Origin of the sequence: Kibdelosporangium persicum, assembly GCF_013280595.1 — a bacterium.
Classification (GTDB): Bacteria; Actinomycetota; Actinomycetes; order Mycobacteriales; family Pseudonocardiaceae; genus Kibdelosporangium; species Kibdelosporangium persicum.
Genome location: NZ_JAAATY010000019.1, coordinates 129,079 through 154,319 on the forward strand (window position 1 = coordinate 129,079; position 25,241 = coordinate 154,319).

At 68.8% G+C, this 25,241-nt stretch carries 20 protein-coding genes; 15 read left to right on the top strand and 5 right to left on the bottom strand.

Translation table 11 applies throughout. From position 1 onward, the window contains the following. Positions 1–10: 10 nt before the first annotated feature. Entirely contained in the window at positions 11–823 is an 813-nt protein-coding gene (locus GC106_RS29570) for an ABC transporter ATP-binding protein (RefSeq protein WP_376777771.1), read from the bottom strand. Between the two features lie 53 nt (positions 824–876). After that, positions 877–1,434, bottom strand: a complete 558-nt coding sequence (locus GC106_RS29575; RefSeq protein ID WP_312872943.1) for a Uma2 family endonuclease — start codon at positions 1,432–1,434, stop codon at positions 877–879. A gap of 158 nt (positions 1,435–1,592) precedes the next feature. Here GC106_RS29575 and glgX point away from each other — a divergent pair, with 158 nt between their 5' ends. The 4 genes from glgX to GC106_RS29595 all read left to right on the top strand — a co-directional run bounded on the left by glgX (position 1,593) and on the right by GC106_RS29595 (position 5,687). Beyond that, positions 1,593–3,713, top strand: coding sequence for a glycogen debranching protein GlgX (glgX, locus tag GC106_RS29580; RefSeq protein WP_312872944.1), 2,121 nt, complete (start codon positions 1,593–1,595; stop codon positions 3,711–3,713). Between the two features lie 226 nt (positions 3,714–3,939). After that, a complete protein-coding gene (locus GC106_RS29585) occupies positions 3,940–4,509 on the top strand; it encodes a cysteine dioxygenase (protein WP_173137413.1) in 570 nt (189 codons plus the stop codon). Further along, positions 4,506–4,898: a rhodanese-like domain-containing protein gene (locus GC106_RS29590; RefSeq protein ID WP_173137415.1), complete on the top strand. Its 393-nt coding sequence runs from the start codon at positions 4,506–4,508 to the stop codon at positions 4,896–4,898. Before GC106_RS29585 ends, GC106_RS29590 begins: the two co-directional genes overlap by 4 nt. A gap of 117 nt (positions 4,899–5,015) precedes the next feature. Next, positions 5,016–5,687: a tetratricopeptide repeat protein gene (locus GC106_RS29595; RefSeq protein WP_173137417.1), complete on the top strand. Its 672-nt coding sequence runs from the start codon at positions 5,016–5,018 to the stop codon at positions 5,685–5,687. Positions 5,688–5,806: 119 nt separating this feature from the next. Here the strand turns inward: GC106_RS29595 and glgP are convergent, their stop codons facing one another. Continuing rightward, positions 5,807–8,380, bottom strand: coding sequence for an alpha-glucan family phosphorylase (glgP, locus tag GC106_RS29600; protein ID WP_173137419.1), 2,574 nt, complete (start codon positions 8,378–8,380; stop codon positions 5,807–5,809). Positions 8,381–8,607: 227 nt separating this feature from the next. On the opposite strand from glgP, the gene GC106_RS29605 reads away from it, so the two are divergent. The 8 genes from GC106_RS29605 (at position 8,608) to GC106_RS29640 (ending at position 21,656) form a co-directional block, all read left to right on the top strand. After that, positions 8,608–9,384: a nucleotidyltransferase domain-containing protein gene (locus tag GC106_RS29605; protein ID WP_173137421.1), complete on the top strand. Its 777-nt coding sequence runs from the start codon at positions 8,608–8,610 to the stop codon at positions 9,382–9,384. 196 nt (positions 9,385–9,580) lie between these two features. After that, positions 9,581–11,548: an alpha-1,4-glucan--maltose-1-phosphate maltosyltransferase gene (locus tag GC106_RS29610; protein WP_173137423.1), complete on the top strand. Its 1,968-nt coding sequence runs from the start codon at positions 9,581–9,583 to the stop codon at positions 11,546–11,548. A 251-nt stretch (positions 11,549–11,799) separates the two neighbouring features. Then, complete coding sequence (gene treS, locus GC106_RS29615) at positions 11,800–13,581, top strand: maltose alpha-D-glucosyltransferase (RefSeq protein WP_173137513.1); 1,782 nt, start codon at positions 11,800–11,802, stop codon at positions 13,579–13,581. Next, positions 13,578–14,936, top strand: coding sequence for a maltokinase N-terminal cap-like domain-containing protein (locus tag GC106_RS29620; protein ID WP_173137425.1), 1,359 nt, complete (start codon positions 13,578–13,580; stop codon positions 14,934–14,936). Before treS ends, GC106_RS29620 begins: the two co-directional genes overlap by 4 nt. Before the next feature lie 98 nt (positions 14,937–15,034). After that, entirely contained in the window at positions 15,035–17,218 is a 2,184-nt protein-coding gene (gene glgB / locus GC106_RS29625) for a 1,4-alpha-glucan branching protein GlgB (RefSeq protein WP_312872945.1), read from the top strand. A 65-nt stretch (positions 17,219–17,283) separates the two neighbouring features. After that, positions 17,284–18,687, top strand: coding sequence for a Si-specific NAD(P)(+) transhydrogenase (gene sthA / locus GC106_RS29630; RefSeq protein ID WP_173137427.1), 1,404 nt, complete (start codon positions 17,284–17,286; stop codon positions 18,685–18,687). Between the two features lie 79 nt (positions 18,688–18,766). Next, positions 18,767–20,152 (top strand): neutral zinc metallopeptidase, encoded by a 1,386-nt coding sequence (locus GC106_RS29635; protein WP_312872946.1) that lies wholly within the window; start codon positions 18,767–18,769, stop codon positions 20,150–20,152. A gap of 55 nt (positions 20,153–20,207) precedes the next feature. After that, a complete protein-coding gene (locus GC106_RS29640) occupies positions 20,208–21,656 on the top strand; it encodes a neutral zinc metallopeptidase (protein ID WP_312872948.1) in 1,449 nt (482 codons plus the stop codon). 37 nt (positions 21,657–21,693) lie between these two features. Here the strand turns inward: GC106_RS29640 and GC106_RS29645 are convergent, their stop codons facing one another. Both GC106_RS29645 and GC106_RS29650 read right to left on the bottom strand, forming a co-directional pair. Next, a complete protein-coding gene (locus GC106_RS29645; RefSeq protein WP_173137431.1) occupies positions 21,694–22,218 on the bottom strand; it encodes a DinB family protein in 525 nt (174 codons plus the stop codon). Between the two features lie 17 nt (positions 22,219–22,235). Then, entirely contained in the window at positions 22,236–22,739 is a 504-nt protein-coding gene (locus GC106_RS29650) for a MarR family winged helix-turn-helix transcriptional regulator (protein ID WP_173137433.1), read from the bottom strand. A gap of 58 nt (positions 22,740–22,797) precedes the next feature. Between GC106_RS29650 and GC106_RS29655 the strand changes: the two genes are divergently transcribed. The 3 genes from GC106_RS29655 (at position 22,798) to GC106_RS29665 (ending at position 25,201) form a co-directional block, all read left to right on the top strand. After that, the gene (locus GC106_RS29655) at positions 22,798–23,094 is read left to right on the top strand and encodes an MTH1187 family thiamine-binding protein (RefSeq protein ID WP_173137519.1); all 297 of its coding nucleotides are present in this window, start codon (positions 22,798–22,800) and stop codon (positions 23,092–23,094) included. Next, the gene (locus GC106_RS29660; RefSeq protein WP_246366849.1) at positions 23,084–23,932 is read left to right on the top strand and encodes an SCO6745 family protein; all 849 of its coding nucleotides are present in this window, start codon (positions 23,084–23,086) and stop codon (positions 23,930–23,932) included. The genes GC106_RS29655 and GC106_RS29660 overlap by 11 nt, the downstream gene beginning before the upstream one ends. 327 nt (positions 23,933–24,259) lie before the next feature. After that, positions 24,260–25,201 carry a tetratricopeptide repeat protein gene (locus GC106_RS29665; RefSeq protein ID WP_173137523.1) on the top strand — a complete coding sequence of 314 codons (942 nt, stop codon included), beginning with the start codon at positions 24,260–24,262 and terminating at the stop codon, positions 25,199–25,201. The last annotated feature ends 40 nt before the right edge of the window (positions 25,202–25,241 follow it).

Consider the following 25,241-nt stretch of genomic DNA (forward strand, 5'->3'; position numbering starts at 1 on the left):
AGTAGGCCGGTCAGGCGCGGCGGGCGAAGAACCGATCACCCGAGCGCTCCAGCCGCAACTGCTGGCCGAACGTCGCCGACAGGTTCTCACTGGTCAGCACGTCGTCGATGAGGCCCTGGGCGACCACGGCACCCGACGAGAGCAACATCAGGTGGGTGAATCCCGGCGGGATCTCCTCCACATGGTGCGTGACAAGAATCGTCGCGGGTGCGTCCGGGTCCAGCGCCAGCTCGGTGAGCCGGGCGACCAGGTCCTCCCGGCCACCGAGGTCGAGACCGGCGGCGGGCTCGTCGAGCAATAACAACTCGGGGTCCGTCATCAGGGCACGGGCGATGAGCGTGCGCTTACGCTCGCCCTCGGACAACGTCCCGAACAGGCGGTCGGCGAACCTGCCGACGCCCAGACCGTCCAGCAACTGCTGCGCACGGCCGATGTCCAGCGACTCGTACTCCTCCCGCCACCGGCCCATCACGGCGTAACCCGCGCTGACGACGACGTCGATCACTTTCTCGTCGGCCGGGAACCGGTTGGCCGTCGCGGCCGAGCAGAACCCGATCCGCGGCCGCAACTCGAACATGTCCACCTTGCCGAGCTGTTCACCCAGCACGTGGACGGTCCCGTTGGACGGGTGCATCTCCGCGGCGGCCATGCGCAGCAGGGTCGTCTTGCCCGCGCCGTTGCCACCGAGGATCACCCAACGTTCGTCGAGCTCCACGCTCCAGTTGATCCCGGTGAGCAGCTTGCTGCCGCCTCGGCGCACGCCGACATCGGCCATGTGCACCACAAGGTCGTCGATGTTCTCCGGGACGTTCTGCTCGCTCACGCCTTCATTCTGTCGTCCGCCCTGACCGCGGTGCCCAACCGGGGGGTGGTCGGCTAGGGAACGAGGTCGCGGACGTTCACGGTGAGTGGCGCCGGAGTGGTGACCGACAGCACGTCGCTGACCTCGGCGTTGAGCTCATAGTCACCGTCGGCCAGCTGGAAGGCGGAGATCGAGACCGGATCGTCGAGGTCGACGATCCAGTAGGCCGGGATCCCGGCCTGCGAGTACTCCTTCAGCTTGAGGATGCGGTCGAGCTTTCGAGAGCCGGGCGAGACCACCTCGACGGCGAGCAGGACATTGTCCGCGGTGTATCGAGGAGGATTGGTCTTCGCCACGGAGCGCGGTACCACCATCAGATCAGGTACTCGTACGGTTGCCGGGAAACTGTCCGACAGCACGAGTTCCATCTCGGGAAATGCCATGAGATCCGTAGGCAGCTGGGTGTTCAGCTGCCGCGCCAACTCGGTGATCGCCCATTGGTGGTTCGACACCGGCCGTGGTGACACCTGCAAGACTCCTTCGGAGAGCTCATAGCGGCGGGTGTTGTCCTCCGGGAGGGCATCCCATTCCGCCAGAGACAGCAGGTGGTCCGGCCACATCACAGTGCTCACTGTGCACCTCTCCTAAGCCAGGGCTCAACCCCATTGTCTCATGACCTGCGGTTATGACGCCTACTTCGACGCCTGGCGGCCGCCGCTTGATGCTCCGAACGGCTGGCTTGAAGACTCGATCGAGACTGCCTGTCGGTGATCCTTGCGAAGATAGAGGCGTGCCGACCTCACCACGCGAGTTCCCGAGCCTCCTCGCCGGCCGCCCGTTCCCGCTGGGCGCGCATCCGGAGTCAGGCGGCGTGCGCTTCGCCGTGGCCTCGTCCGTGGCCGAGGCCGTCGAAGTCTGCCTGATCAGCGAGGACGGCACCGAGCGGCGCGTCGAGCTCGCCGAGCACACGTTCGGCATCTGGCACGGCATCGTGCCCGCCGTCATGCACGGCCAGCGGTACGGATACCGGGTGCACGGGCCGTACGACCCAGCCCGTGGAATCCGCTGCAACCCGGCGAAACTGCTGGTGGACCCGTACGCGCGGCGGATCACCGGCGACGTGACACGGCTGTCCGACACGCTGGACTACGTGGGCCATCTCATGGACGGCGTGCCTTCACGCGTCGATTCCCTCAGTGCCGTGCCGTTGTCGGTGGTCACGTCGCTCGGCGGCGCCGACACGGGCCGGAAACCCGACGTGCCGTTCGAAGAGACCGTCATCTACGAACTGCACGTGCGCGGGTTCACCAAGCTGAACCCCGAAGTGCCGGAGAAACAACGCGGCACCTATCTGGGGCTGGCGCACCCCGCGGTCATCGACTACCTGGTGCGGCTCGGCGTGACCGCCGTCGAACTGCTGCCGATCCACGCGATCAGCTCGGAACCCGGCCTGCGCGACACCGGCCGCACGAACTACTGGGGTTATTCCACGCTCGGGTTCTTCGCGCCGCACAGCGGGTACGCGAGCGAACCGGGCCGGGAGATCGAGGAGTTCCGCACCATGGTCGCCGCGCTGCACGCCGCGGGCATCGAGGTGATCCTCGACGTCGTCTACAACCACACGTGCGAGGGCGGTGTCGGCGGTCCTTCGCTGTCCTTCCGCGGCTTGGACGCTCCGGCTTACTACGTGCTCGGCCCGGACGGGTACGACCGCGACATCACCGGCTGCGGCAACACGCTGAACGCCGGGTCGCCGACCGTGGTCCGGATGGTCACGGACTCCTTGCGTTACTTCGCGAGCGAGCTGGGCGTCGACGGCTTCCGTTTCGACCTCACCAGTGTGCTGGGGCGGCCGTACGCGGGTTCGTTCGACCCGAACGCGCCGCTGCTGACCGCGATCGCGACCGACCCGGTGCTCGCGGGCTGCAAACTGATCGCCGAGCCGTGGGACGCGACCGGCGAGGGCTACCGCGTCGGCGGCTTCGGTCCACAGTGGACAGAATGGAACGGCCGCTACCGGGACACGGTCCGGGATTTCTGGCGGGGCGCGGTGGGCGTGCGCGACCTGGCGTACCGGCTCTCCGGCTCGTCGGACCTGTACGCGCTCAACCGGCGCCGTCCCTGGGCGTCGGTCAACTTCATCACGGCGCACGACGGCTTCACCTTGCGCGACCTGGTTTCGTACAACCACAAGCACAACGAGGCCAACGGCGAGGAAGGCCGCGACGGCACGGACGACAACCGATCGTGGAACTGCGGCGTCGAAGGCGAGACGGACGACAAGGAGATCCGCGCCCTTCGCGCCCGTCAGGCCCGCAATCTCGTCGCGACGCTCCTGCTGTCGACCGGCACGCCGATGCTCGTCGCGGGCGACGAACGCTGGCGCACGCAGGGCGGCAACAACAACGCCTACTGCCTGGACAACGAGACCTCCTGGGTCAGTTGGGCGCGTGGTGACGAAGAACTCGACATGAACGCGTTCGTGCGGCACGCGATCAGCTTGCGCACCCAGGCTCCGGCGCTGCGCCAGCCGCATTTCTTCGACGGCAGGCCGACGCGGTCGGGCGAGCCGGACCTGGTGTGGTTCCGGCCGGACGGCTGCCCGATGTCCGACGAGAACTGGTTCGACGACAGCGCCCGGTCGTTGGGCATGTGGATCGACGGCTCGGAGTCGCTGTCCCGGACACGCGACGGCGAACTGGTGTCCGACGACTCCTGGCTGTTGATCCTGCACGCGGGCGCCGAGGCCACCGGGTTCACGCTGCCCTCGGCCCGGTACGGCGACGACTTCGAGCCGGTACTGGACACCGGATCTCCGGACGGCAAGCCGTCGGAACCCGAACCGCTGGAACCGGGCGCGACGATCACCGTGCCGCCGCGTTCCCTACTCCTGCTGCGGGCTCGCCGCTGACCGAACGCAGTCCCCGTCCAGCTGGTGAGAGTGCTTTTCGGCGCCGCGAACTCCGTGCCACCATGCGCCTATGACCCGGTCGCTGCTCACCTGGCGCGACCGCACGGTTGATCTCCAGAAGCTCAACCTGTGCGGGTGTACCGCCGCGCGGCCCGGGGACTGAACTCCTCTCCGAGCCGCGTGTCGCTTCCCGTACACCCGACACTCGTTGCCTGGAGAACTCGTCATGACCGCGTCTGTGTCCGACGCCGAAGTGCACGCTGACCTCACCGACCCGCTGCTGCCCGACCTGCTGCACCCCGGGCGGCACCTGTGGACGCCTCGCGAGCTCAGGGACCTCACCTCGACCGTCGCGTCCGAGCTGACCACGTCTCTTCTCCGCATCCTGCGGTACACCGAACAGGAGCGGTGGTGGGCGAGGCTGGCGCTCACCGAAGGCGTGGAGCTGTGGTTGCTGTCGTGGCTGCCCGGCCAGCAGACTGAACCGCATGACCATGGTGGCGCCGCGGGTTCCTTCACCGTGCTGACCGGTGAGCTCGCCGAGTTCTACCGGTACCCGGGCGGGCCGATCCGCAGCCAGTCGCACACGGTCGGCTCGGCCGTCGGATTCGGTGCCGGACGGGCCCACCAGGTGCTGAACCTGTCGAAGGCGCCCGCGGCGAGCGTGCACGCGTACTCGCCGCCGTTGGTGCCGACCCGTGAGTACGCCAGCCTGACCGACATCCCCGCGGAGATCCCGCCGCTGCCCGCCCACCGGTCGTTGGCCGACCTGCGAAAGGACCCTGTCGAGCCGTGAGCGCGATCGACGACATCCTCGCCGAGGCCCGCACGGGCCTGGACCGTGTCCTCCCCTCAGCGGACCTGCTCGACGACGAGAACACCCTCGTCGTCGACATCCGGCCCGCCCACAACCGGGTGGCCGAGGGCGAGATCCCCGGGTCGGTCGTGATCGAACGGATCGTCCTCGAATGGCGGCTCGATCCGGACGGCGATCACCGTATCGAGGGATTCGACGCCGGCACACGCGTTGTCGTCGTCTGCAACGAGAGCTACTCCTCCAGTCTCGCCGCTCGCGACCTGCAGGCCGTAGGTCTGCGCAACGCCACCGACCTCGTCGGCGGGTTCCGTGCGTGGAAGGCAGCCGGGCTGCCTGTCCGGCCCGGCGGAACGACTCCCGTCACCTAGCCGACCGGGCCGCTGCCCCGATGGACACCCCAGCGGACATGGGAGGCACGGCCATGGGTGCGTACCGTCCCAGCTTGTGCGCATTGTTCGCTTCGGGACGTATCTGGCGGCCGCGCCGTGATCGGGCTGATCCGGCTCAGGGCGGGCCGCAGGATGCGCACGGTCTTCGCCGGAATCCGGTGCAGACGGACCGAGGCGCCCGGTGTTCTCCAGGTCGTCGAGCTCGTTCAGGCAGGTGACCTGGACGCGGCGGAACGACTCGTGCACCAGCTGACCGTGGCGGACCCGGCCGCGCGCGCCGTCCGGGCGTCGAGGTTGCTCGTCCTGGAGGCGCGGGGCCGGTACGCGGAGGCGTTGACGCTCGCGATCGGGATGTCCGAAGCCGACGGGCAGGACGCGGCAGCGGTGATGGCCGCGGTCGCCGGCCTGACGGGCGCGGCCGTCGAAGCCGGTCAGCTGGACGCCCACGACGGCCTGCCGGTCGCCGCCCGAGCCCTCAACGAGGCCGTTGAGCTGGGCAAACCCAGCTACATGCTGGACGGCGTCCGCGCGCTGATCGCCCTGCTGGCCGGAGACCCGCAACTGGCGGTCAGGCTCGCGCGCACCGCGTGCAGGAACAACGACGGGTCACTGCACCGCGCCGACGACCTGGCCACGCTGGCACGGGCGTACATGGCCGCCGGTGACAACTCGAAGGCTCGCAAGACCCTAGCGAAGGCCGAACGCCTGGTGCCGTGGTGGCCGCGGGTCGCGGTGACCCGCAGCCGCCTCGACCTCGCTCAGACCTAGCCCGGGTATCAAAGCCCCGATCGCGATAGCCGGGCCGGATGCGGCCCCTGGCGCCACCGAGCCGACTCCGGCCTCCGGCCGGGGCAGCCTCTCATCGAACGGGGACATCGATACACGGCCTAGTTCGCCAGGATCACCCGGCCCAGCTCCGCGGTGGACGCGAGCAGGTCGTGCTTGGGCAGGACCCGCACGGTGTAGCCGAGCGCACCGGCGTGCGGCAGCGGCAACTCGGCCACGTACGTGCCGTCGCTGTCGGGCTTCATCGCCACGGTGACCACGTCGAGCAGGTCGTCCGTGTCGCCGACGCGGCCGACGACCGCCTGGACCTCGACGTCGGTGGGCTGCAGGCCGGCCAGCTCCACCGAGGAGCGGACCTGGACGCGCTCGCCGATCACCGGTGCCTTGCCGTCCGGCAGGGTCAGCTCGCTGTCGGTCACCCGCACCTGGTGCCACGAGGCGTCGATCCGGCCCCGGTACTCCGCCAGGTCCTTGGCGTGCTTGAAGCCGTCGGCGTTGGCCCGTGCGGCCGAGGTGGCCGCGGGTGCGTAGAACGACTCCACGTACTCGCGGACCATCCGGGTCGCCTGCACCTTCGGCCCGAGTGACGCCAGGGTGTGCCGGACCAGCTCCATCCACTTGGTCGGCACGCCGTCGGTACCGCGGTCGTAGTACGTCGGCACGACCTGCGAGCCGAGCAGGTCGTACAGGGCCGCGGCCTCCAGGTCGTCGCGGCGCACCGGGTCGGACACGCCGTCCGCGGTCGGGATCGCCCAGCCGTTACGGCCGTCGTACAGCTCGTCCCACCAACCGTCCCGGATGGACAGGTTCAGGCCGCCGTTCAACGCCGCCTTCATGCCCGACGTGCCGCACGCCTCCAGCGGGCGCATCGGGTTGTTCAGCCAGACGTCGCAGCCCCAGTAGAGGTACCGGGCCATCGACATGTCGTAGTCCGGCAGGAACACGATCCGGTGCCGCACCTCCGGGTCGTCGGCGAACCGGACGATCTGCTGGATCAACGCCTTGCCGCCGTCGTCGGCCGGGTGCGACTTGCCCGCCACCACCAGCTGCACCGGGCGCTCCGGGTCGAGCAGCAGAGCCTTGAGCCGCTCGGGGTCACGCAGCATCAGCGTGAGCCGCTTGTAGGTCGGCACGCGCCGGGCGAACCCGACGGTCAGCACGTTCGGGTCGAAGACCGACTCGGTCCACGACAGTTCGAGCGACGACGCGCCCCGTTGCAGCCAGGCCTCCCGGACCCGGCGGCGGACCTCGTGCACGAGACGTTCCCGCAGCCCGCAGCGCAGCTCCCAGAGCAGCGCGTCGGTCACCGGCTGGAACCCGGTCAGCCCGACCTCACTGTCCACTTCGGACTCTCCGAGCAGCTTGGAGATCTCGCGGGCCGCCCACGTCGGGCCGTGCACGCCGTTGGTCACGGACCTGATCGGCACCTCGTGGGTGTCGAAGCCCGGCCAGAGCCCGCCGAACATCGACCGGCTGACCTCGCCGTGCAGCTTGGACACGCCGTTGGCTCGCTGCGCGAGCCGCAGGCCCATGTGGGCCATGTTGAACATGCCGGCGTTCTCCTCAGCGCCCAGCGCGAGCACACGCTGCACATCCAGGCCGGGCAGCAGGTTGCCGCCGCCGAAGTAGTGCCGGACCAGGTCCACCGGGAAGCGGTCGATCCCGGCGGGCACGGGCGTGTGCGTGGTGAACACGGTGCCCGCGCGGACGGCCGAGAGTGCCTGGTCGAAGTCGAGGCCCTCGGCGGCCATCAGTTCACGGACCCGCTCCAGGCCGAGGAAGCCGGCGTGTCCCTCGTTCGTGTGAAAAACCTCGGGCTGCGGGTGACCGGTCAGTTCACAGTACGTCCGCACGGCCCGCACGCCGCCGATCCCGGCGAGGATCTCCTGGCGGATGCGGTGGTCCTGGTCACCGCCGTACAGCCGGTCGGTGACGCCCCGCAGATCCGCGTCGTTCTCCTCGACGTCCGAGTCGAGCAGCAGCAGCGGCACGCGCCCGACGTTGGCCTTCCAGATCCGGGCGCGCAACACGCGGCCGCCGGGCATGGAGACGTGCACGAGCAGCGGCACGCCGGACGGCTCGGTCAGCGGTTCCAGCGGCAGGCCGCGCGGGTCGATCACCGGGTAGTGCTCGACCTGCCAGCCCTCGGCCGACAGCGACTGCCGGAAGTACCCGGACCGGTAGAGCAGGCCGACGCCGATCAGCGGCACGCCCATGTCGGACGCGGCCTTCATGTGGTCACCGGCGAGGATGCCCAGGCCGCCGGAGTAGTTCGGCAGCGCCTCGGTGACGCCGAACTCCATCGAGAAGTAGGCGATCGACCTCGGCAGCCGGGGCGCCGACGGGTCGCCCGCGGCCCGGTGCGCCAGCTCCTCCTGCCTGCGCTGGTACCAGCGATCGCTGGTCATGTAGCGCCGCAGGTCGTCGGACACGGCACGGACCCGCATCATGAATTCCTCGTCGGCGGCCAGCTGCCGCAGCCGCTCGGCCGGTGCCTGCTCGAGCATCCGCAGCGGGTCACCGCCCAGCTCCTCCCACGCCCGCGGGTCGACAGCGGCGAAGAGGTCCTGGGTCGGCGGGTGCCAGGTCCAGCGCAGGTTGTTGGCCAGGGTGCCCAGCTCGGCCAGCGACTCCGGCAGGCCGGCACGGACGGCGAATCGACGCACAGCTTTCACCCCGAGCACCATACTTACCGCCGGGGGCGATCTTGAAGGCCCCGAGCCCGGTAGTCACCCGACCTGCCGGAACGGCGAACCCGCAGTGCCGGAACGGCGAACTCGCGGTGCCGCTAAGCGCATCTCGGGGTGCCGGAACGGTGGACACGGGGTGCCGGAACGGTGGACACGCGCGGCGGGGTGAAAATCAGTACACGTTCGTGCTGGTCGACCGCTAGAAATCTGTCATGAAACATTCGAGTCCCCAGTTCGCGCGGATCGCCGAGCGGAGCACGATCCTGCGCGTGCAGGTGGGCTCAGGCGTGCACGGCACCGCGATCCAGGGCCAGGACGACCGTGACGAAATGGGCATTTGCGTCGAACCGCCCGAGTACGTCGTCGGCTTGGAGAAGTTCGAGCAGTACATCTTCCGCACGCAGCCCGAGGGCCACCGGTCCGGGCCAGGCGACCTCGATCTGATCGTCTACTCGCTGCGCAAGTGGGTACGGCTCGCGCTACAGGGCAACCCGACCGTGCTGCTGCCGCTGTTCGTGCCGGAGAACGAGATCGTCCGGATCGACGACCTCGGCCGTGAGCTGCGCGCCAACCCGGAGATCGTGTTGTCGCGCCAGGCAGGCAGGCGCTTCGTCGGCTACCTGCGTTCGCAGCGCGCGGGCATGCTCGGGGTGAAACGGCACACGAACCGGCCGGAACTGATCGAGAAGTACGGCTTCGACGCCAAGTACGCGATGCACATGGTGCGGCTCGGCGTGCAGGGCGTCGAACTGCTGGAGACCGGCCGGATCACCCTGCCGATCCCGGAGCCGTGGCTGGCGTGGCTGCGGGATCTGCGGCAGGGCAGGCACACCAAGGACGAGGCGCTGGCGGCGGCCGACGAGCTCGAGGCGAAGCTGGAGAAACTGATCACCACGTCGCCGCTGCCGGAGCACCCGGACCGCGAGCGGGCGAACAGGTGGTTGATCGAGGCTTACCGGCGGGTGTGGGACAAGCCAAGTCCGGGATAACCCCGGCGTGTCCACCACTCCGGCACCGCGTGTCCACCACACCGGCACCGCGTGTCCACCACTCCGGCACCGCGTGTCCACCACTCCGGCACCGCGTGTCCACCACTCCGGCACGGTGAGTGGCCAACCCCGTTACGCGAGAAGGCCTCCGACACGGCAGACTAGAGGCAGAACCCCACACCCGAGGAGTGCCTCTGTGAGCGGTCGTCTGGGCATCGACAACGTTTCCCCGTCTGTCGACTGTGGCCGGTATCCGGTCAAAGCCGTTGTCGGAGAACATGTTCCGATCCAGGCGACGGTCTGGCGGGAGGGCCACGACGCGGTCGCCGCGACCGTCGCCTGGCGCGGGCCGACCGACACGGCCGCCCGGCAGACCCGGATGGCGCCGCACCCAAGCGAGCCGGACGAGTTCGTCGCGGTGATCGTCCCGGACACCGAGGGACTGTGGACGTTCCGGGTGGACGCGTGGAGCGACCCGTGGTCGACGTGGAAGCACACGGTCGAGGTGAAGGTCGCGGCCGGGCAGAGCCCCGGGGAACTGTGGAACGACCTGGAGACCGGTGCCCGCCTGATCGAACGGGTTTCCCGGCGTCCCAACCGCAACGGCGAGAAGCGGTTGCTCGCGGCGGCCGCGGCGGCGTTGCGCGACACGGAACGCCCGTTGCCCGCGCGGATCGCGGAGGCGCTGTCCGAACCGGTCCACAAGATCATGACCGGTCACCCGGTCAGGGAACTGGTCACGCGCGGTAAGACGATCCGGGTCTGGGTGGACCGCAAACGTGCCCTCTTCGGATCGTGGTACGAGTTCTTCCCCCGCTCGACCGGCGGTCTCGACGCGTCGGGCAAGCCGGTGCACGGCACGTTCATGACCGCGGCGGGCGAGCTCGAGCGGATCGCCTCGATGGGCTTCGACGTGGTCTACCTGCCGCCGATTCACCCGATCGGCAAGGTCAACCGGAAGGGCCCGAACAACAGCGTCACCTCCGAGCCCGGTGACGTGGGCTCGGTCTGGGCGATCGGCTCGGACGAGGGCGGGCACGACGCCATCCACCCCGAGCTCGGCACGCTCGGTGACTTCAAGGACTTCGTGGCCCGCGCGCACGAACTGGGCATGGAGGTCGCACTCGACCTCGCGCTGCAGTGCGCGCCGGACCACCCGTGGGTCACCGAACACCCGGAGTGGTTCACCACCCGTCCGGACGGGACGATCGCGTACGCCGAGAACCCGCCGAAGAAGTACCAGGACATCTACCCGCTGAACTTCGACAACGACCCGCCCGGGCTGTACTCGGAGGTCCTGCGCGTGGTCATGCACTGGGTCGACAACGGCGTGCGGATCTTCCGGGTGGACAACCCGCACACCAAGCCGCCGGACTTCTGGCACTGGCTGATCACCCAGGTCAAGTCGACCCATCCGGACGTGCTGTTCCTGTCCGAGGCGTTCACCCGCCCGGCCAGGCTGTACGGTCTCGCGCGCCTGGGCTTCACCCAGTCGTACACGTACTTCACCTGGCGGACCGGCAAGCAGGAGCTGATCGACTTCGGCCAGGAGCTGGTCAAGCACGCCGACGAGGCCCGGCCGAACCTGTTCGTCAACACGCCGGACATCCTGCACGCGTCCCTGCAACACGGCGGTCCGGGCATGTTCGCGTTGCGCGCGGCGCTGGCAGCGACCTTCTCCCCCACGTGGGGTGTCTACTCCGGCTACGAGCTGTACGAGCACACACCGGTCCGGGAGGGCAGCGAGGAGTATCTGGACTCTGAGAAGTACCAGCTGCGGCCGCGTGACTGGGAGAAGGCACTGGCCGAGGGCCGCTCGCTGGAGCCGTGGCTGCGCAGGCTGAACGCGATCCGGCGAGCCCACCCCGCGCTGCAGCAACTGCGGACGTTGCGCTTCCACCACGTCGACAACGACGCCGTCCTGGCCTACTCCAAAGTGGACCCGGAAACCGGCGACACGGTGGTCGTGGTGCTCAGCCTCGACCCGTTCGGCACCGCGGAGGGCACGGTCTGGCTGGACATGCCGGAACTGGGCATGCGCTGGCACGACCGGTTCACCGCGTTCGACGAGGTGACCGGCCAGGCATGGGACTGGGGCCAGGCGAACTACGTCCGGCTCGAACCGTGGAACGCGGTCGCGCACATCATCTCGGTGCGGCGGTGAGCGTCCAGGGGTAGCAGCCTCCCGTTCCTCCGACATGCCCGGCGTACTGGCCAGTACGCCGGGCATGTCCGCGTTCCGGCATGCGCAACGGCCACGGGGCGTCGCACCAAAAGGGACCGTAGTTCGCCCGCACGGCGGTTGACCAGTAGAGTCCGCACACCGCCAGAGCTTTCGCTGTGCAAACAGTCGCGCTTTGGGGTACCACAAAAGTGTTGGGTCTCGAGCGAACGAGTGGTGCGAACGTGGCGACTGTGCCGGAGGAAACCCGTCCTGGCTCCGCATTGGGCCTGGAGGGTGTGCCGCATACAGGTGAGGCCGTGCTGGCCGACGGACACCTGGTCGAGCCCCAGGCCGAGGATTTCCGGTCGGCCAGGCTGGTGCCCAGGGAACCGGACTGGTTCAAGACCGCGGTCTTCTACGAGGTCCTGGTCCGGGCCTTCACCGACTCCAACGGCGACGGCACCGGCGACCTGCGCGGGCTGGCGTCCAAGATGGACTATCTGGCGTGGCTCGGGGTGGACTGCCTCTGGCTGCCACCGTTCTACGCCTCGCCGCTGCGCGACGGCGGCTACGACATCAGCGACTTCCGCGCCGTGCTGCCCGAGTTCGGCACCGTCGAGGACTTCGTGTACCTGCTCAACGAGGCGCACCGCCGGGGCATCCGGGTGATCACCGACCTGGTGCTCAACCACACCTCGGACGCCCACCCCTGGTTCCAGGCGTCACGCAACGACCCGGACGGGCCCTACGCCGATTACTACGTGTGGTCGGACACCAACGAGGCCTACCCGGACGCCCGGATCATCTTCGTCGACACCGAGACCTCCAACTGGACGTACGACCCGGTGCGCGGGCAGTTCTACTGGCACCGGTTCTTCTCCCACCAGCCTGATCTCAACTACGAGAACGGCGAGGTGCAGGAGGCGATGCTGGAGGTGCTGCGGTTCTGGCTGGACCTCGGCATCGACGGCTTCCGGCTGGACGCCGTGCCCTACCTGTTCGAGGAGGAGGGCACCAACTGCGAGAACCTGCCGCGGACGCACGAGTTCCTGCGCCGGTGCCGCAAGGTCGTCGACGACGAGTACCCGGGCAGGGTGCTGCTGGCCGAGGCCAACCAGTGGCCGTCGGACGTGGTCGAGTACTTCGGCGACCCGGCGGTCGGCGGCGACGAGTGCCACATGGCGTTCCACTTCCCGTTGATGCCGCGCATCTTCATGGCCGTCCGGCGTGAGTCGCGGTTCCCGATCTCCGAGATCCTCGCCCAGACGCCGCAGATCCCGGCGGGCTGCCAGTGGGGGATCTTCCTGCGTAACCACGACGAGCTGACCCTTGAGATGGTCACCGACGAGGAACGCGACTACATGTACATGGAGTACGCCAAGGACCCGCGGATGAAGGCCAACATCGGCATCCGCAGGCGGCTGGCGCCGCTGCTGGACAACGACCGCAACCAGCTGGAGCTGTTCACCGCGATGCTGCTGTCGCTGCCCGGCTCGCCGGTGCTGTACTACGGCGACGAGATCGGCATGGGCGACAACATCTGGCTCGGCGACCGGGACGCGGTCCGTACGCCGATGCAGTGGACGCCCGACCGCAACGGCGGCTTCTCGCAGTGCGACCCGGGCCGGATCTACCTGCCGGTGATCGCCGATCCGGTCTACGGCTACCAGGCGATCAACGTAGAGTCGCAACTGAACAACACGTCGTCGCTGCTGCACTGGACGCGGCGGATGATCGAGGTGCGCAAGCAACACAGCGCGTTCGGGCTCGGGGACTTCCAGGAGCTCGGTTCGTCCAACCCGAGCGTGCTGGCCTATCTGCGGCGGCATGGGGATGACACGGTGCTCTGCGTCAACAACCTCTCGAGGTTCCCCCAGCCGGTCGAGCTGGATCTCTCGGAGTACGAAGGGCGCCAGCCGGTCGAGCTGACCGGTGGTGTGCGGTTCCCCCTGATCGGTGAGCTGTCCTACCTGCTCACGCTGCCCGGGCACGGCTTCTACTGGTTCGAGATCATGGCGGTGGACGAGGGATGACCCAGCCGGTTCTGCGAATGCTGGCCGACGAACTGCCCAAGTGGTTGCCCCACCAGCGGTGGTTCGGGGGCAAGGACCGTCCGATCACCGAGGCCCGGCCGGTGCGGGTGATCACGCTGCGGGACCGGGATCCGTTGCTGGTGCACGCACTGGTCGACGTGGTGCAGGACGACCGCAAGTCGGTCTACCAGGTCCTGCTGGGCAGCAGGGAGGATCCGCCGGAGTACCTGGCCGGTGTCTGGATCGACAGCGAGGGCAGGCACTGGTACGAGGCGACCGCCGATCCCGACCTGATGACGTGCCTGCTCAACGCGATCGCCGAGGAGGAGTCGGCCGGCCCGATCGGCTTCCACCGCGAGAACGACGTCGACCTCGACGAGAACCTGCGCGGCCGCACGGTGACGTCCGAGCAGAGCAACACCTCGTTGATCTACGGCACGCAGTACATCCTGAAGCTGTTCCGCAAGCTGACCGCGGGCCCGAACCCGGACCTGCGGATCCACCGCGCGCTGCACTCGGTGGGCTGTGAGCACATCGCCCAGCCGCTCGGCTGGATCTCCGACGACGACGGCGACAAGCCGACTTTAGGGATGCTGCAACAGTTCCTGGCGGACGCGGCGGACGGCTGGGCCATGGCCACGACGAGTGTGCGTGACCTGATGGCCGAGGCGGACCTGCACGCCGACGAGGTCGGCGGTGACTTCGCCGGCGAGGCGCACCGCCTGGGCGCGGCCGTGGCGGCCGTGCACGCGGATCTGGCGCGGGCGCTGGATTCCCGCCAGGCCGAACCGGGCGAGCTGGACGCGGCCGTCGACACCATGCACCGCAGGCTCGACACGGTGCTTTCCTCCGTGCCCGAGCTCGCGCCGCGGGAAGAGGCCATCCGTGGCGTCTTCGAGCAGGCCCGTGGCGCGGCGAACGAGGGCGTGACGATCCAGCACGTGCACGGCGACCTGCACCTCGGCCAGGTGCTGCGGACCGTGCACGGCTGGGCTCTGATCGACTTCGAAGGCGAGCCCGCGGCACCGGCCGAGGAACGCGGCGCGCCCCGCTCACCGCTGCGCGACGTGGCCGGGATGCTCAGGTCGTTCGACTACGCGGCGCATCAACTGCTTGTCGGACAACCAGAGGATCACCAGCTCGCGGTGCGGGCCCGTGAGTGGAGCAACCGCAACCGCGGCGCGTTCTGCGACGGCTACGCGGAGGTCTCACCGAACGGCGATCCCCGCGACCACGAGGTGCTGCTGCGGGCGTTGGAGCTCGACAAGGCGGTCTACGAAGTGGCGTACGAGCAAGCCAATCGCCCGGACTGGCTGCAGATCCCCCTGGCGTCGATCTCCCGCATCGCCTCCTGACCCCTCGTGAGTGTTTATCAGGGTTAGAACACGGATTTTCGCTCACGAGGTGACAGGGTGATCTGCGATCGACCGGCGGGGCCACTAGGATTGCTGGAGTGAAGCCACTCGATCCGGCCCCGCCGGCCGAGGACGTCAACCGCCTGCTCGCCGGCGCACACCATGATCCGCATTCGGTACTGGGCATGCACCCGCACCCGGCGGGAGCCGTGGTGCGCACCCTGCGCCCCGGCGCGACTTCGGTGACCGTCCTCGCCGGCGACCTCAAACAGGAGCTGGACGAGGTGGCGCCCGGTCTTTTCGCGGCCGTCCTGCCGCAGACCGCCACCGAGTACCTGTTCGAGGTCGCGTACGGCGACAAGGTCGAACTGGTCGAGGACCCGTACCGCTGGCTGCCCACGCTGGGTGAGCTGGACCTGCACCTGATCGCCGAGGGACGGCACGAGCGCTTGTGGACGGTGCTCGGCGCGCACGTGCGCAGCTACGACACGCCGAACGGTGTCGTCGAAGGCACGTCGTTCGCGGTGTGGGCCCCGAACGCCACCGGCGTCAGGGTTTGCGGCGACTTCGACGGCTGGGACGGCCGTGCCAACCCGATGCGTTCGCTCGGCTCGTCGGGCATCTGGGAGCTCTACGTCCCCGGCCTGCCGGCAGGCACCCGCTACAAGTTCCGGATGCTCGGCAAGGACGGCTCCTGGCACGAGAAGGCCGACCCGCTGGCCTTCAGCGCCGAGCCGCCGCCCGCGACCGCGTCCATCGTGTCCACTTCGGACTTCAAGTGGACGGACGACGAATGGGTGACGACACGCCAGCGCACCGACTGGTGGCGTCGCCCGGTCAGCAAGTACGAGGTGCACCTGGGGTCGTGGCGGCCCGGCCTCGGTTACCGCGAGCTGGCCGAACAGCTGGCCGACTACGTGAGCGAGCTCGGTTTCACCCACGTCGAGCTGATGCCCGTGGCGCAACACCCGTTCAGCGGCTCCTGGGGCTACCAGGTCACGTCGTACTACGCGCCGATGTCCCGCTTCGGCGGCCCGGACGACTTCCGCTTCTTCGTCGACCACCTGCACTCCCGCGGCATCGGCGTGATCATGGACTGGGTGCCCGCGCACTTCCCGAAGGACTCGTGGGCACTGGCCCGGTTCGACGGCCAGCCGCTGTACGAGCACGCCGACCCGCGCCGGGGCGAGCACCCGGACTGGGGCACGCTGGTGTTCGACTTCGGCCGCAACGAGGTGCGCAACTTCCTCGTCGCGAACGCGCTGTACTGGCTGGACGAGTTCCACATCGACGGCCTGCGGGTCGACGCGGTGGCCTCGATGCTGTACCTGGACTACTCCCGGCAGGACGGCCAGTGGCTGCCCAACGAGCACGGTGGCCGGGAGAACCTGGACGCCGTGCGGTTCCTGCAGGAGCTGAACGCGACCGTCTACAGGCGACACCCGGGCACGATGATGATCGCCGAGGAGTCCACCGCGTGGCCGGGCGTGACCAGGCCGACGCACCTGGGCGGCCTCGGCTTCGGGTTCAAGTGGAACATGGGCTGGATGCACGACACCCTGAACTACTTGCACCACGACCCCGTGCACCGCACGTACCACCACAACGAGATCACCTTCTCGCTGGTGTACGCGTGGAGCGAGAACTACGTCCTGCCGCTGTCGCACGACGAGGTCGTGCACGGCAAGGGTTCGTTGTGGACCCGGATGCCGGGCGACGACTGGAACAAGGCCGCGGGGGTACGCGCCCTGCTGGCGTTCATGTGGGCGCACCCGGGCAAGCAGATGCTGTTCATGGGCGGCGAGTTCGGTCAGGTCGACGAGTGGTCCGAGTCCCGTTCGCTGGACTGGCACCTGCTGGACGACCCGCTGCACGCCGGAATCCGCACACTGGTCGGGGACCTGAACGGCGTCTACCGGGACAATCCGGCGATGTACGTGGCGGACACCTCGCCCGAGGGCTTCTCGTGGATCGACGCGAACGACGCGGCGGGCAACGTGCTGTCGTTCATCCGGATGGACCCCAACGGCGACAACATGGTGGTCTGCATCGCGAACTTCGCGGGCATGCCCCACAACGACTACCGCGTGGGCCTGCCCAAGGCCGGGCACTGGCGTGAGGTGCTCAACACGGACGCTCAGGTGTACGGCGGTTCAGGCGTCGGCAACTTCGGCGACGTCGAGGCGGTCGGCAAGCCGTGGCACGGACGGCCTGCCTCGGCGGTCCTGCAACTGCCGCCGCAGGGCGTCATCTGGCTGGTTCCCGCAGAAGACCTGTCGTGAGTGTTTATCCGGGTTAGAACACGTATAAACACTCACGAGGGGCTGGTAGGTGGCAGGCTGTAGGCGTGACTGCGCACGACTACGACTTGATCGTCATCGGATCGGGGCCGGGTGGCCAGAAGGCCGCGATCGCCGCCGCCAAGCTGGGCAAACGCGTCGCCGTCGTGGACAAGCACGACATGATCGGCGGCGTCTGCGTCAACACCGGGACCATCCCGTCGAAGACACTGCGGGAGGCGGTGCTCTACCTGACCGGGATGAACCAGCGGGAGCTGTACGGCGCGAGTTACCGCGTCAAGCACGACATCACCATCGTCGACCTACTGGCCCGCACCCAGCACGTGATCGGCCGTGAGGTCGAGGTCGTGCGTGCGCAGTTACTGCGCAACCACGTCGAACTCGTCGACGGCCACGCCAGGTTCGTCGACCCGCACACCGTCGCGGTCGAGGGCCGGGCCCGGACGACGATCAGCGCGGACAAGATCGTGATCGCCACCGGCACCCGCCCGGCCAGGCCGAACGCGGTCGACTTCGACGAGGCCAGGGTGCTGGACTCGGACGAGATCCTGCAGCTGGAGACCATCCCGGCCTCGATGGTCGTGGTCGGCGCCGGCGTGATCGGCATCGAGTACGCGTCCATGTTCGCCGCGCTCGGCTGCCGGGTCACCGTGGTCGAGCAGCGGGAACGGATGCTGGAGTTCTGCGACCCGGAGATCGTCGAGTCGCTCAAGTTCCACCTGCGGGACCTGGCGGTGACTTTCCGGTTCGGCGAGAAGGTCGTGGACGTCGCGGTCAACGAGGACGCCACCGTCACCACCCTGGCCAGCGGCAAGCGCATCCCGGCCGAGGCCGTGATGTACTCGGCGGGCCGTCAGGGCATGACCGAGGCACTGGACCTGGAGAAGGCCGGGCTGCAGGCCGACAGGCGCGGCAGGCTGGAGGTCGGCCCGCACTTCCAGACCTCGGTCGAGCACATCTACGCCGTCGGTGACGTGATCGGCTTCCCCGCGCTGGCGGCGACGTCGATGGACCAGGGCAGGCTGGCGGCCTACCACGCGTTCGGCGAACCGGCCCACGAACTGGGTGCGCTGCAACCCATCGGCATCTACACGATCCCGGAGATCTCGTACGTCGGCGCGACCGAGGCGGAGCTGACCACGTCCTCGGTGCCGTACGAGACCGGAACGGCCCGGTACCGCGAACTCGCCCGCGGCCAGATCGCCGGTGACTCGTACGGCATGCTGAAGCTGCTGGTGTCCACAACGGACCGCAAGATCCTCGGTGTGCACGTCTTCGGCACGGGCGCGACGGACCTGGTGCACATCGGCCAGGCCGTGATGGGCTGCGGCGGCACGGTCGACTACCTGGTCAACGCGATCTTCAACTACCCGACGCTGTCGGAGGCGTACAAGGTCGCCGCGCTCGACGCCACCAACAAGATCAGGGCGCTGGACCGCTTCAGCACCTGATCTGCACTTTTGGGCGCCGATATCGGTGCTGCGCATGATCAGTCCCCCCTCGGCCGCCGAAAACGGGCACACTTGAGGGGTGACTCGGTCATTCGGCGTAGCCGGTGCGGCGCTGGCCCTTGCCCTGACGTTGTCCGCGTGCACGACGACCGTGCAGGGTGTCGCGCTCGGCACCGGTCGTGTGATCAAGGAGGACGTCGACTCGACGTTCATCAAGAACTCCGACGGCGGCGAGATCGACAAACTGGCCGGGACCGTGGTCAAGGACGTCGAGAAGTTCTGGGAGGAGACCTTCCCTGCCACGTTCGACAACAAGCCGTGGCAGCCGTTACGCGGCGGGTACTACTCGGTCGACACGAGCGACAAGGCCGCGCCCGCGCCGCCGTGCACCGACCAGGCGTCGGACGTCGAGGGCAACGCGTTCTACTGCCCGTCGGCGGACATCATCGCGTGGGACCGTGCGTCGCTCTTACCCGTGCTGAAGGAAAGGTTCGGCGAGGCGTCGGTGATGTTGGTGCTGGCGCACGAAATGGGGCACGCCGTGCAGCGCCGCGCGGGCATCACGCAGGCGGCTCAGCGCAGCGACCCGCAGCGTTACCCGACGATCCTGTTGGAGTCACAGGCCGACTGCTACGCGGGTGCGTTCGTGCGCTGGGTGTCCGACGGCAAGGCCGATCGCCTGCAACTGGACCGGACGGCGCTGGACCCCGCGCTCGAGGCGATGGTCCTGTTCCGTGACCCGGTCGGCACCGAACAGACCGCACAGGGCGCGCACGGCGACGCGTTCGACCGTGTTTCGGCGTTCCAGGACGGGTTCGAGAAGTCCGCGAAGCTGTGCTCGGAGATCTCGGTGGACAACCGGACCTTCACCCAGCGCGGGTTCCTCAGCGAGCAGGACCAGGCCACGGGCGGCAACCTGCCGTTCGAGGACACCCTCAAACAGCTCGAACCGGACGTGAACGCGTACATGCAGGCGGAGTTGTCGAAACTTGGCAAACAGTGGCCGAATCCGAAGCTGGACCGGGTGACGAGCACGCCCCGCTGCGGCCAGGGCGACCAGGGCCCGGTGGCGTACTGCCCGGACGACCGGACGATCGACGTGCAAACCAGAGGCAGGCTGGCCGAACTGCACACCAAGATCGGCGACTGGTCCACCGGCACGATCATCAGCAGCCGCTACGCCATCGCGGCGCTGGCGGCCCTGGGCAAACCGCTGACCGGCGCGGACGCACAACGCTCCGCACTCTGCGTCTCGGGCTCGTACAGCAAGTTCCTGCTGAACCGCCAGGGCAACAACGTGTTCGCGCTGTCCCCCGGCGACATGGACGAGGCGGTCCAGGTGCTGCTCGGCTTCGACTTCCCGGCCCGGGACCTCGACGGCGAGGCGCCCGCGACCGGCTTCGAACGTGTCGCCGCCTTCCGCACCGGGGCCGTGGACGGCATCAACGCCTGCAACCTCGACTGATGTCGATCTGACCGATCGCCGTATGTCCGTTTCGGGTGGCCAGTATCGTGCCCCCGTGCGGTCTTATCTCCCGTTAGCGCTCGCTCTTGTCGTTCTCGTCCTGGTCAGCTGTGCGCAGGCGATACCCGGGACGCCCAGAGCAGAGGGCGAGATCGACGCGGGCACGGTCGCGGGTCTGCCGGTCACCAACGACGACACGGTGCCCAGCGGGCCGCGTGACGGTGCGCCGAAGACGGACCTGACGGCCGAGAACGCCGACAACGGCGAGATGGACCAGCTCGCCCTGGGCGCTCTCGCCGACCTGTACGAGTACTGGAACGAGCGGATGCCCGCGGACTTCGAAGGGCAGAAGTTCACGCCGCTCGCCCGGCTGGTGTCGTACGACTCCAAGGGCAAGGCCCTCCGGCTGTGCCAGACGTCCACGTCCGGTCTGGTCAACGCCTTCTACTGCAGCCTCGACGACAGCATCGCCTGGGACCGTGGCGTACTGCTGCCGGAGCTGAGCAAGCAGTTCGGGAAGATGTCGGTGGTCACCGTGCTCGCGCACGAGGCCGGGCACGCCGTGCAGTTCAAACTCGGCGGCAAGAGCGGGATCACGCAGGCCACCAAGACGATCGTGAAGGAGCAGCAGGCCGACTGCTACGCGGGCGGCTTCTTCCGCTGGATCGCCGACGGCAAGTCCAAGCGCTTCCAGATCTCCACCGGCGAGGGCCTCAACAAGGTGCTCGCGACCATGTTCTTCATCCGCGACCCGGCCGGCACCGACGCCAACAAGCAGGGCGCGCACGGCCTGGCGTGGGACCGGGTGTTCGCGTTCCAGATGGGGTTCAGCCAGGGCCCGAAGCGCTGCGCGGCGATGGACCAGAAGGAGATCGACGACCGCATCAGCGAGCAGAAGTTCGACGAGCGGGACTACCGGCGCGGCAACCTGCCGGTGAACGACGAGTACATCCGCAAGATCAAGATCAGCCTGGACGAGGCGTTCACGACCAGCGGTTTCACCCCGCCGCAGCTGCGCGACAACGGCTCGCGCTGCCCGGGCGGGAAGGCCACCGAGCCGGTCGCCTACTGCCCGGACGACAACACCGTCGTGATGGACGTCGGCAAGCTCGCGCAACTGGGCACGCCCCCGAAACGCAACCAGGAACCGGGCGCCGACGGTGTCGGCATCGGTGACTTCGCGGCGTTCGCGGAGATCGCGTCCCGCTACACGATGTCGATCCAGAAGAACGTCGGCCTCAGCCTCGACGACGAGAAGGCCGCCCTGCGCACGGCCTGCCTGACCGGCGCGTGGGCGCACGTCGCCGAGAAGCCGGGGTCCGGGGAGAACACGCTCCGGCTCTCACCCGGTGACCTCGACGAGGCGGTCGCGGAGATGCTGATGGGCAAGAGCCTGATCGCCGCCGACATCAACGGCAACCCGGTGAAGGCCGGTTTCGCGCGCGTGGAGGCGTTCCGCATCGGTTACGTCAACGCCAAGGAGTGCACCGCCCGCTTCTCCTGAGTCGAGCGGACGGGCGGACGGGCCGAGAACGCAGCGGCTACTCGCCGGTAGCGCCGTCGATCAGTTCCCGGAGGAAGTCCGCGTGCCCGTTGTGGCGCGCGTACTCCTCGATCATGTGCGTCACCACCCAGCGGGTCGACACCGGGCCGTGCCGGGGGTGCTCGAAGACGTGGTCGAACGGGAACTCGGCCAGTGCCGCCCGTGCCTCGTCGATCGCCGAGATCAACAGCGCGTAGTCCTTCTCCGCGCCTTCCGCCGCGGCCCCGGTGAACTCGATGTCCGGATCGTCGGGATCCGTGTCGAAATAGCGCATCTCCACCGGACGGCCGGCGACGCGGCGCACGAACCAGGAACGCTCCACGTCCGTCATGTGCCGCACGAGTCCCAGCAGAGACAGCGGTGAGGGCGGCACCGACCGCCTGGCGAGTTGCTCGCCGGTCAGGCCGGAGCACTTCCACAGGAAGGTCGCCCGCTGGTACTCCAGGAATCCCGTCAGGACTTCGCGTTCATCGCCGACGAACGGGCCGTCGAGCCGGTCTGTCTGGGGAGCTGTCCACACCATGGTGGGCAGTCAAACACTCAGTCGGTGAAATCGCCGACCGATTTCCGCACGCGCGCCAGCAACTCCGACAGCTGCCTGGTCTGGCGCGGGGTCAGACCACGCAGCCCGAAGTCGATCTCCGTCACGGCCCTGGTCGCGGCCTCCCGGCGGTCCCGGCCCGCTTCGGTGATCTCGGTCAGCGTCGTCCTGCGGTCGGTCGGGTGGGGCGTCCGCTTCACCAGCCCGTCGGCTTCGAGGCGATCGACGATGTTGGTCACGCTGGTCGGGTGCAGTTGCAGCCGCTCGCCCATCACGCGCATGGGCAGGCTGCCCCGCTGGGAGAACGACAGCAGCACCAGCGCCTCGTACCGGGCGAACGTCAGGCCGTGCGGTCGCAGTGCGGTGTCCACTGCCGACTGGATGATCTGCTGGACCCGCATCACGCTGGTGACGGCCGCCATCGCCTCGGACGGGCCGATGCGCTCCTCCCAGATCTCGGCCGCACGGGCGATCGGGTCGAACGGCAGCGGACGTGACGTCATGGCGCAGAAAGCTACCAGGCGGTATCCATACGGACAGCAACGCGGAAAGGAGAACCACATGCTGGTGGCGTTCAGCGTCTCCCCGCTCGGCGGCGAGTCGGACAGCGTGGCCAAGGCGGTCGCGCAGGCCGTCAAGGTGGTCCGTGAGTCCGGCCTGCCCAACCGCACGAGCGCGATGTTCACCGAGATCGAAGGCGAGTGGGACGAGGTGATGGCCGTCGTCAAACGCGCCGTCGAGGTGTTGCAGGCGGACGCGCCACGCGTCAGTCTCGTGCTGAAGGCGGACATCCGGCCCGGCCACACCGGGCAGATCACCGCGAAGGTCGAACGTCTGGAGCAGCACCTTGCGGACTAGCCGGTCGATGTGGCTGTTGTGCGAGACGTATCACGACGTCACGTACTTCACGCCGGAGTCCCGCGCGGCGACCGACGCGCTCGGCTGCAAGGGCGGCTGGATGGGGTACTTCGGCATGCGCGCGGCACCCCTCGGCGCTGTCGCGCCCGAGATGGTCATCTCGGCGTTCTACAACTTCCACCCGCGGATGGTCCGTCGCGCCATCCCGTACGCCTGGCAGGTCGCCTCGCCCGAGCAGTACCTGGTGACCCGGTTGACGGGTGTCGACCGGGCGCTCCAGCGCATGATCGGCGACCGGGACCTGACCGAGGCCGCCGAACTCGCCCAGGAAGCGGCCAGGAACGCGCCGACAGCGGGGCGTCCGCTCGCCGCGGCCAACGCGATCATCGAGCCGCCGGCCGAACCACGCCTGAAGCTGTGGCAGGCGACCACTGTGCTGCGGGAATCCCGAGGTGACGGCCACATCGCGGTGCTTGTGGCCGCGTCGCTGGACCCGGCCGAAACGCTCGTGCTGTTCGCTGCGGACCACGACGTGGATCCAGCGTACATGCGTCAGGCCCGTGGCTGGTCAGAGGCGGAGTGGGCCGCCGCGGCAGCACGCCTGGAGGACCGCGGCCTGCTCGACGGCAGCTCGATCACGCAGGCAGGCCGCGACTTGAGAACGGACATCGAGCGCCGGACGGACGAAGCCGCCGAGGCGCCGTGGCAGGCCCTTGGCGAAGCCCGGACGCGGCGGCTGGCCGAGCTGATGCGGCCGATCGCACTGGCACTGGGTGAACAGAACGAGGCGATGCGGCGCAACCCGATGGCCATCGACGTGGTCAGCGCGCTGTCCTGACCCCGTGTCCACCATTCCGGCACCCCGTGTCCACCATTCCGGCACCCCGTGTCCACCGTTCCGGCACCCCGTGTCGACCGTTCCGGCACCCCGTGTCGACCGTTCCGGCACCATGAAATTCCCGCCAGTGTGGGCATCGGGCATCTCGATGTGCCGGAAAGTGCATCTCACGGTGCCGCAGTGGTGGACACGGGGTGCCGCAGTGGTGGACACGGGGGTTGTGGTTCTGGGCACACCGGGCGCTGAGGGGCGGCCCGCCCTGACCTGGGCAACGGAACGTGCCAGGATAGATATGTGACAAGGCCAAATCCACGTCAGACGGCCGCGATGTCCGCGGCTCTGTCCGGCGCCGTCGACCTGTCGGCGCTCAAGGCGCGGGCGGATGCCGCACGTCAGGCTCCCAGCAAGCCCGCGGCCGCCCCGGCCGGCGGCGCCCCGGTGGCCGGCGGCCCGTTCGTCTTCGACGTCACCGAAGCCACCTTCCAGGCGGACGTGGTCGAGCGTTCGCTACAGGTCCCGGTGGTCGTCGACCTGTGGGCCGAATGGTGTGGCCCGTGCAAGCAGCTCTCCCCGGTGCTCGAACGGCTGGCCAACGCGGGCGGCGGCGCCTGGGTGCTGGCGAAGGTCGACGTCGACGCCAACCCCCGGATCGCGCAGTTGTTCGGCGTGCAGTCGATCCCGACGATCGTGGCGATCGCGGGCGGCCAGCCGGTCGACGCGTTCTCCGGCGCCCAGCCGGAGCCGCAGATCCGGCAGTGGATCGGTGCGCTGCTGGACGCGTTGCGCGACCGGCTGCCCGGGATCGCGGCCGCCGAGGCCAACGCCCAGGGCGGCGTCGAAGAGGTGCCCGAGGAGCCGGCCGACCCGCGGATCATCGCGGCCGAGGACGCCATCGAGCGCGGCGACTACGCCGCGGCCGAGCAGGCGTACCAGCAGATCCTGGCCACCGAGCCGGGCAACGAGGACGTCAAGGCGGCGCTCGCGCAGGTGAAGTTCACCGCGCGCGCGGAGTCGGCCGACCCGTCGACCGTGGCCAAGGCGGACGCGGACCCGTCGGACGTCGACGCCCAGCTCGCCGCGGCCGACGTGCAGGTGGCGCAGCAGCAGGTCGGCGAGGCGTTCGCGCGCCTGATCAACACCGTCCGCAACACCTCGGGCGAGGACAGGGACAAGGCGCGGTCGCACCTGGTCGAGCTGTTCGGGCTCTTCCCGGCGGACGACCCCCGCGTCGCGAAGGCCCGCCGCGACCTGGCCAGCGCGCTGTTCTAGCGACCGGAGCCGCCGCCGCGGGCACTGCCCGCGGCGGCAG

Bases quoted from the DNA above. Each gene is read 5' to 3' on its own strand.
- GC106_RS29585 (WP_173137413.1), top strand. From the start codon at position 3,940: ATGACCGCGTCTGTGTCCGACGCCGAAGTGCACGCTGACCTCACCGAC.
- GC106_RS29605 (WP_173137421.1), top strand. From the start codon at position 8,608: ATGAAACATTCGAGTCCCCAGTTCGCGCGGATCGCCGAGCGGAGCACG.
- GC106_RS29620 (WP_173137425.1), top strand. From the start codon at position 13,578: ATGACCCAGCCGGTTCTGCGAATGCTGGCCGACGAACTGCCCAAGTGG.
- GC106_RS29645 (WP_173137431.1), bottom strand. From the start codon at position 22,218: ATGGTGTGGACAGCTCCCCAGACAGACCGGCTCGACGGCCCGTTCGTC.
- GC106_RS29650 (WP_173137433.1), bottom strand. From the start codon at position 22,739: ATGACGTCACGTCCGCTGCCGTTCGACCCGATCGCCCGTGCGGCCGAG.
- GC106_RS29655 (WP_173137519.1), top strand. From the start codon at position 22,798: ATGCTGGTGGCGTTCAGCGTCTCCCCGCTCGGCGGCGAGTCGGACAGC.
- GC106_RS29665 (WP_173137523.1), top strand. From the start codon at position 24,260: ATGTCCGCGGCTCTGTCCGGCGCCGTCGACCTGTCGGCGCTCAAGGCG.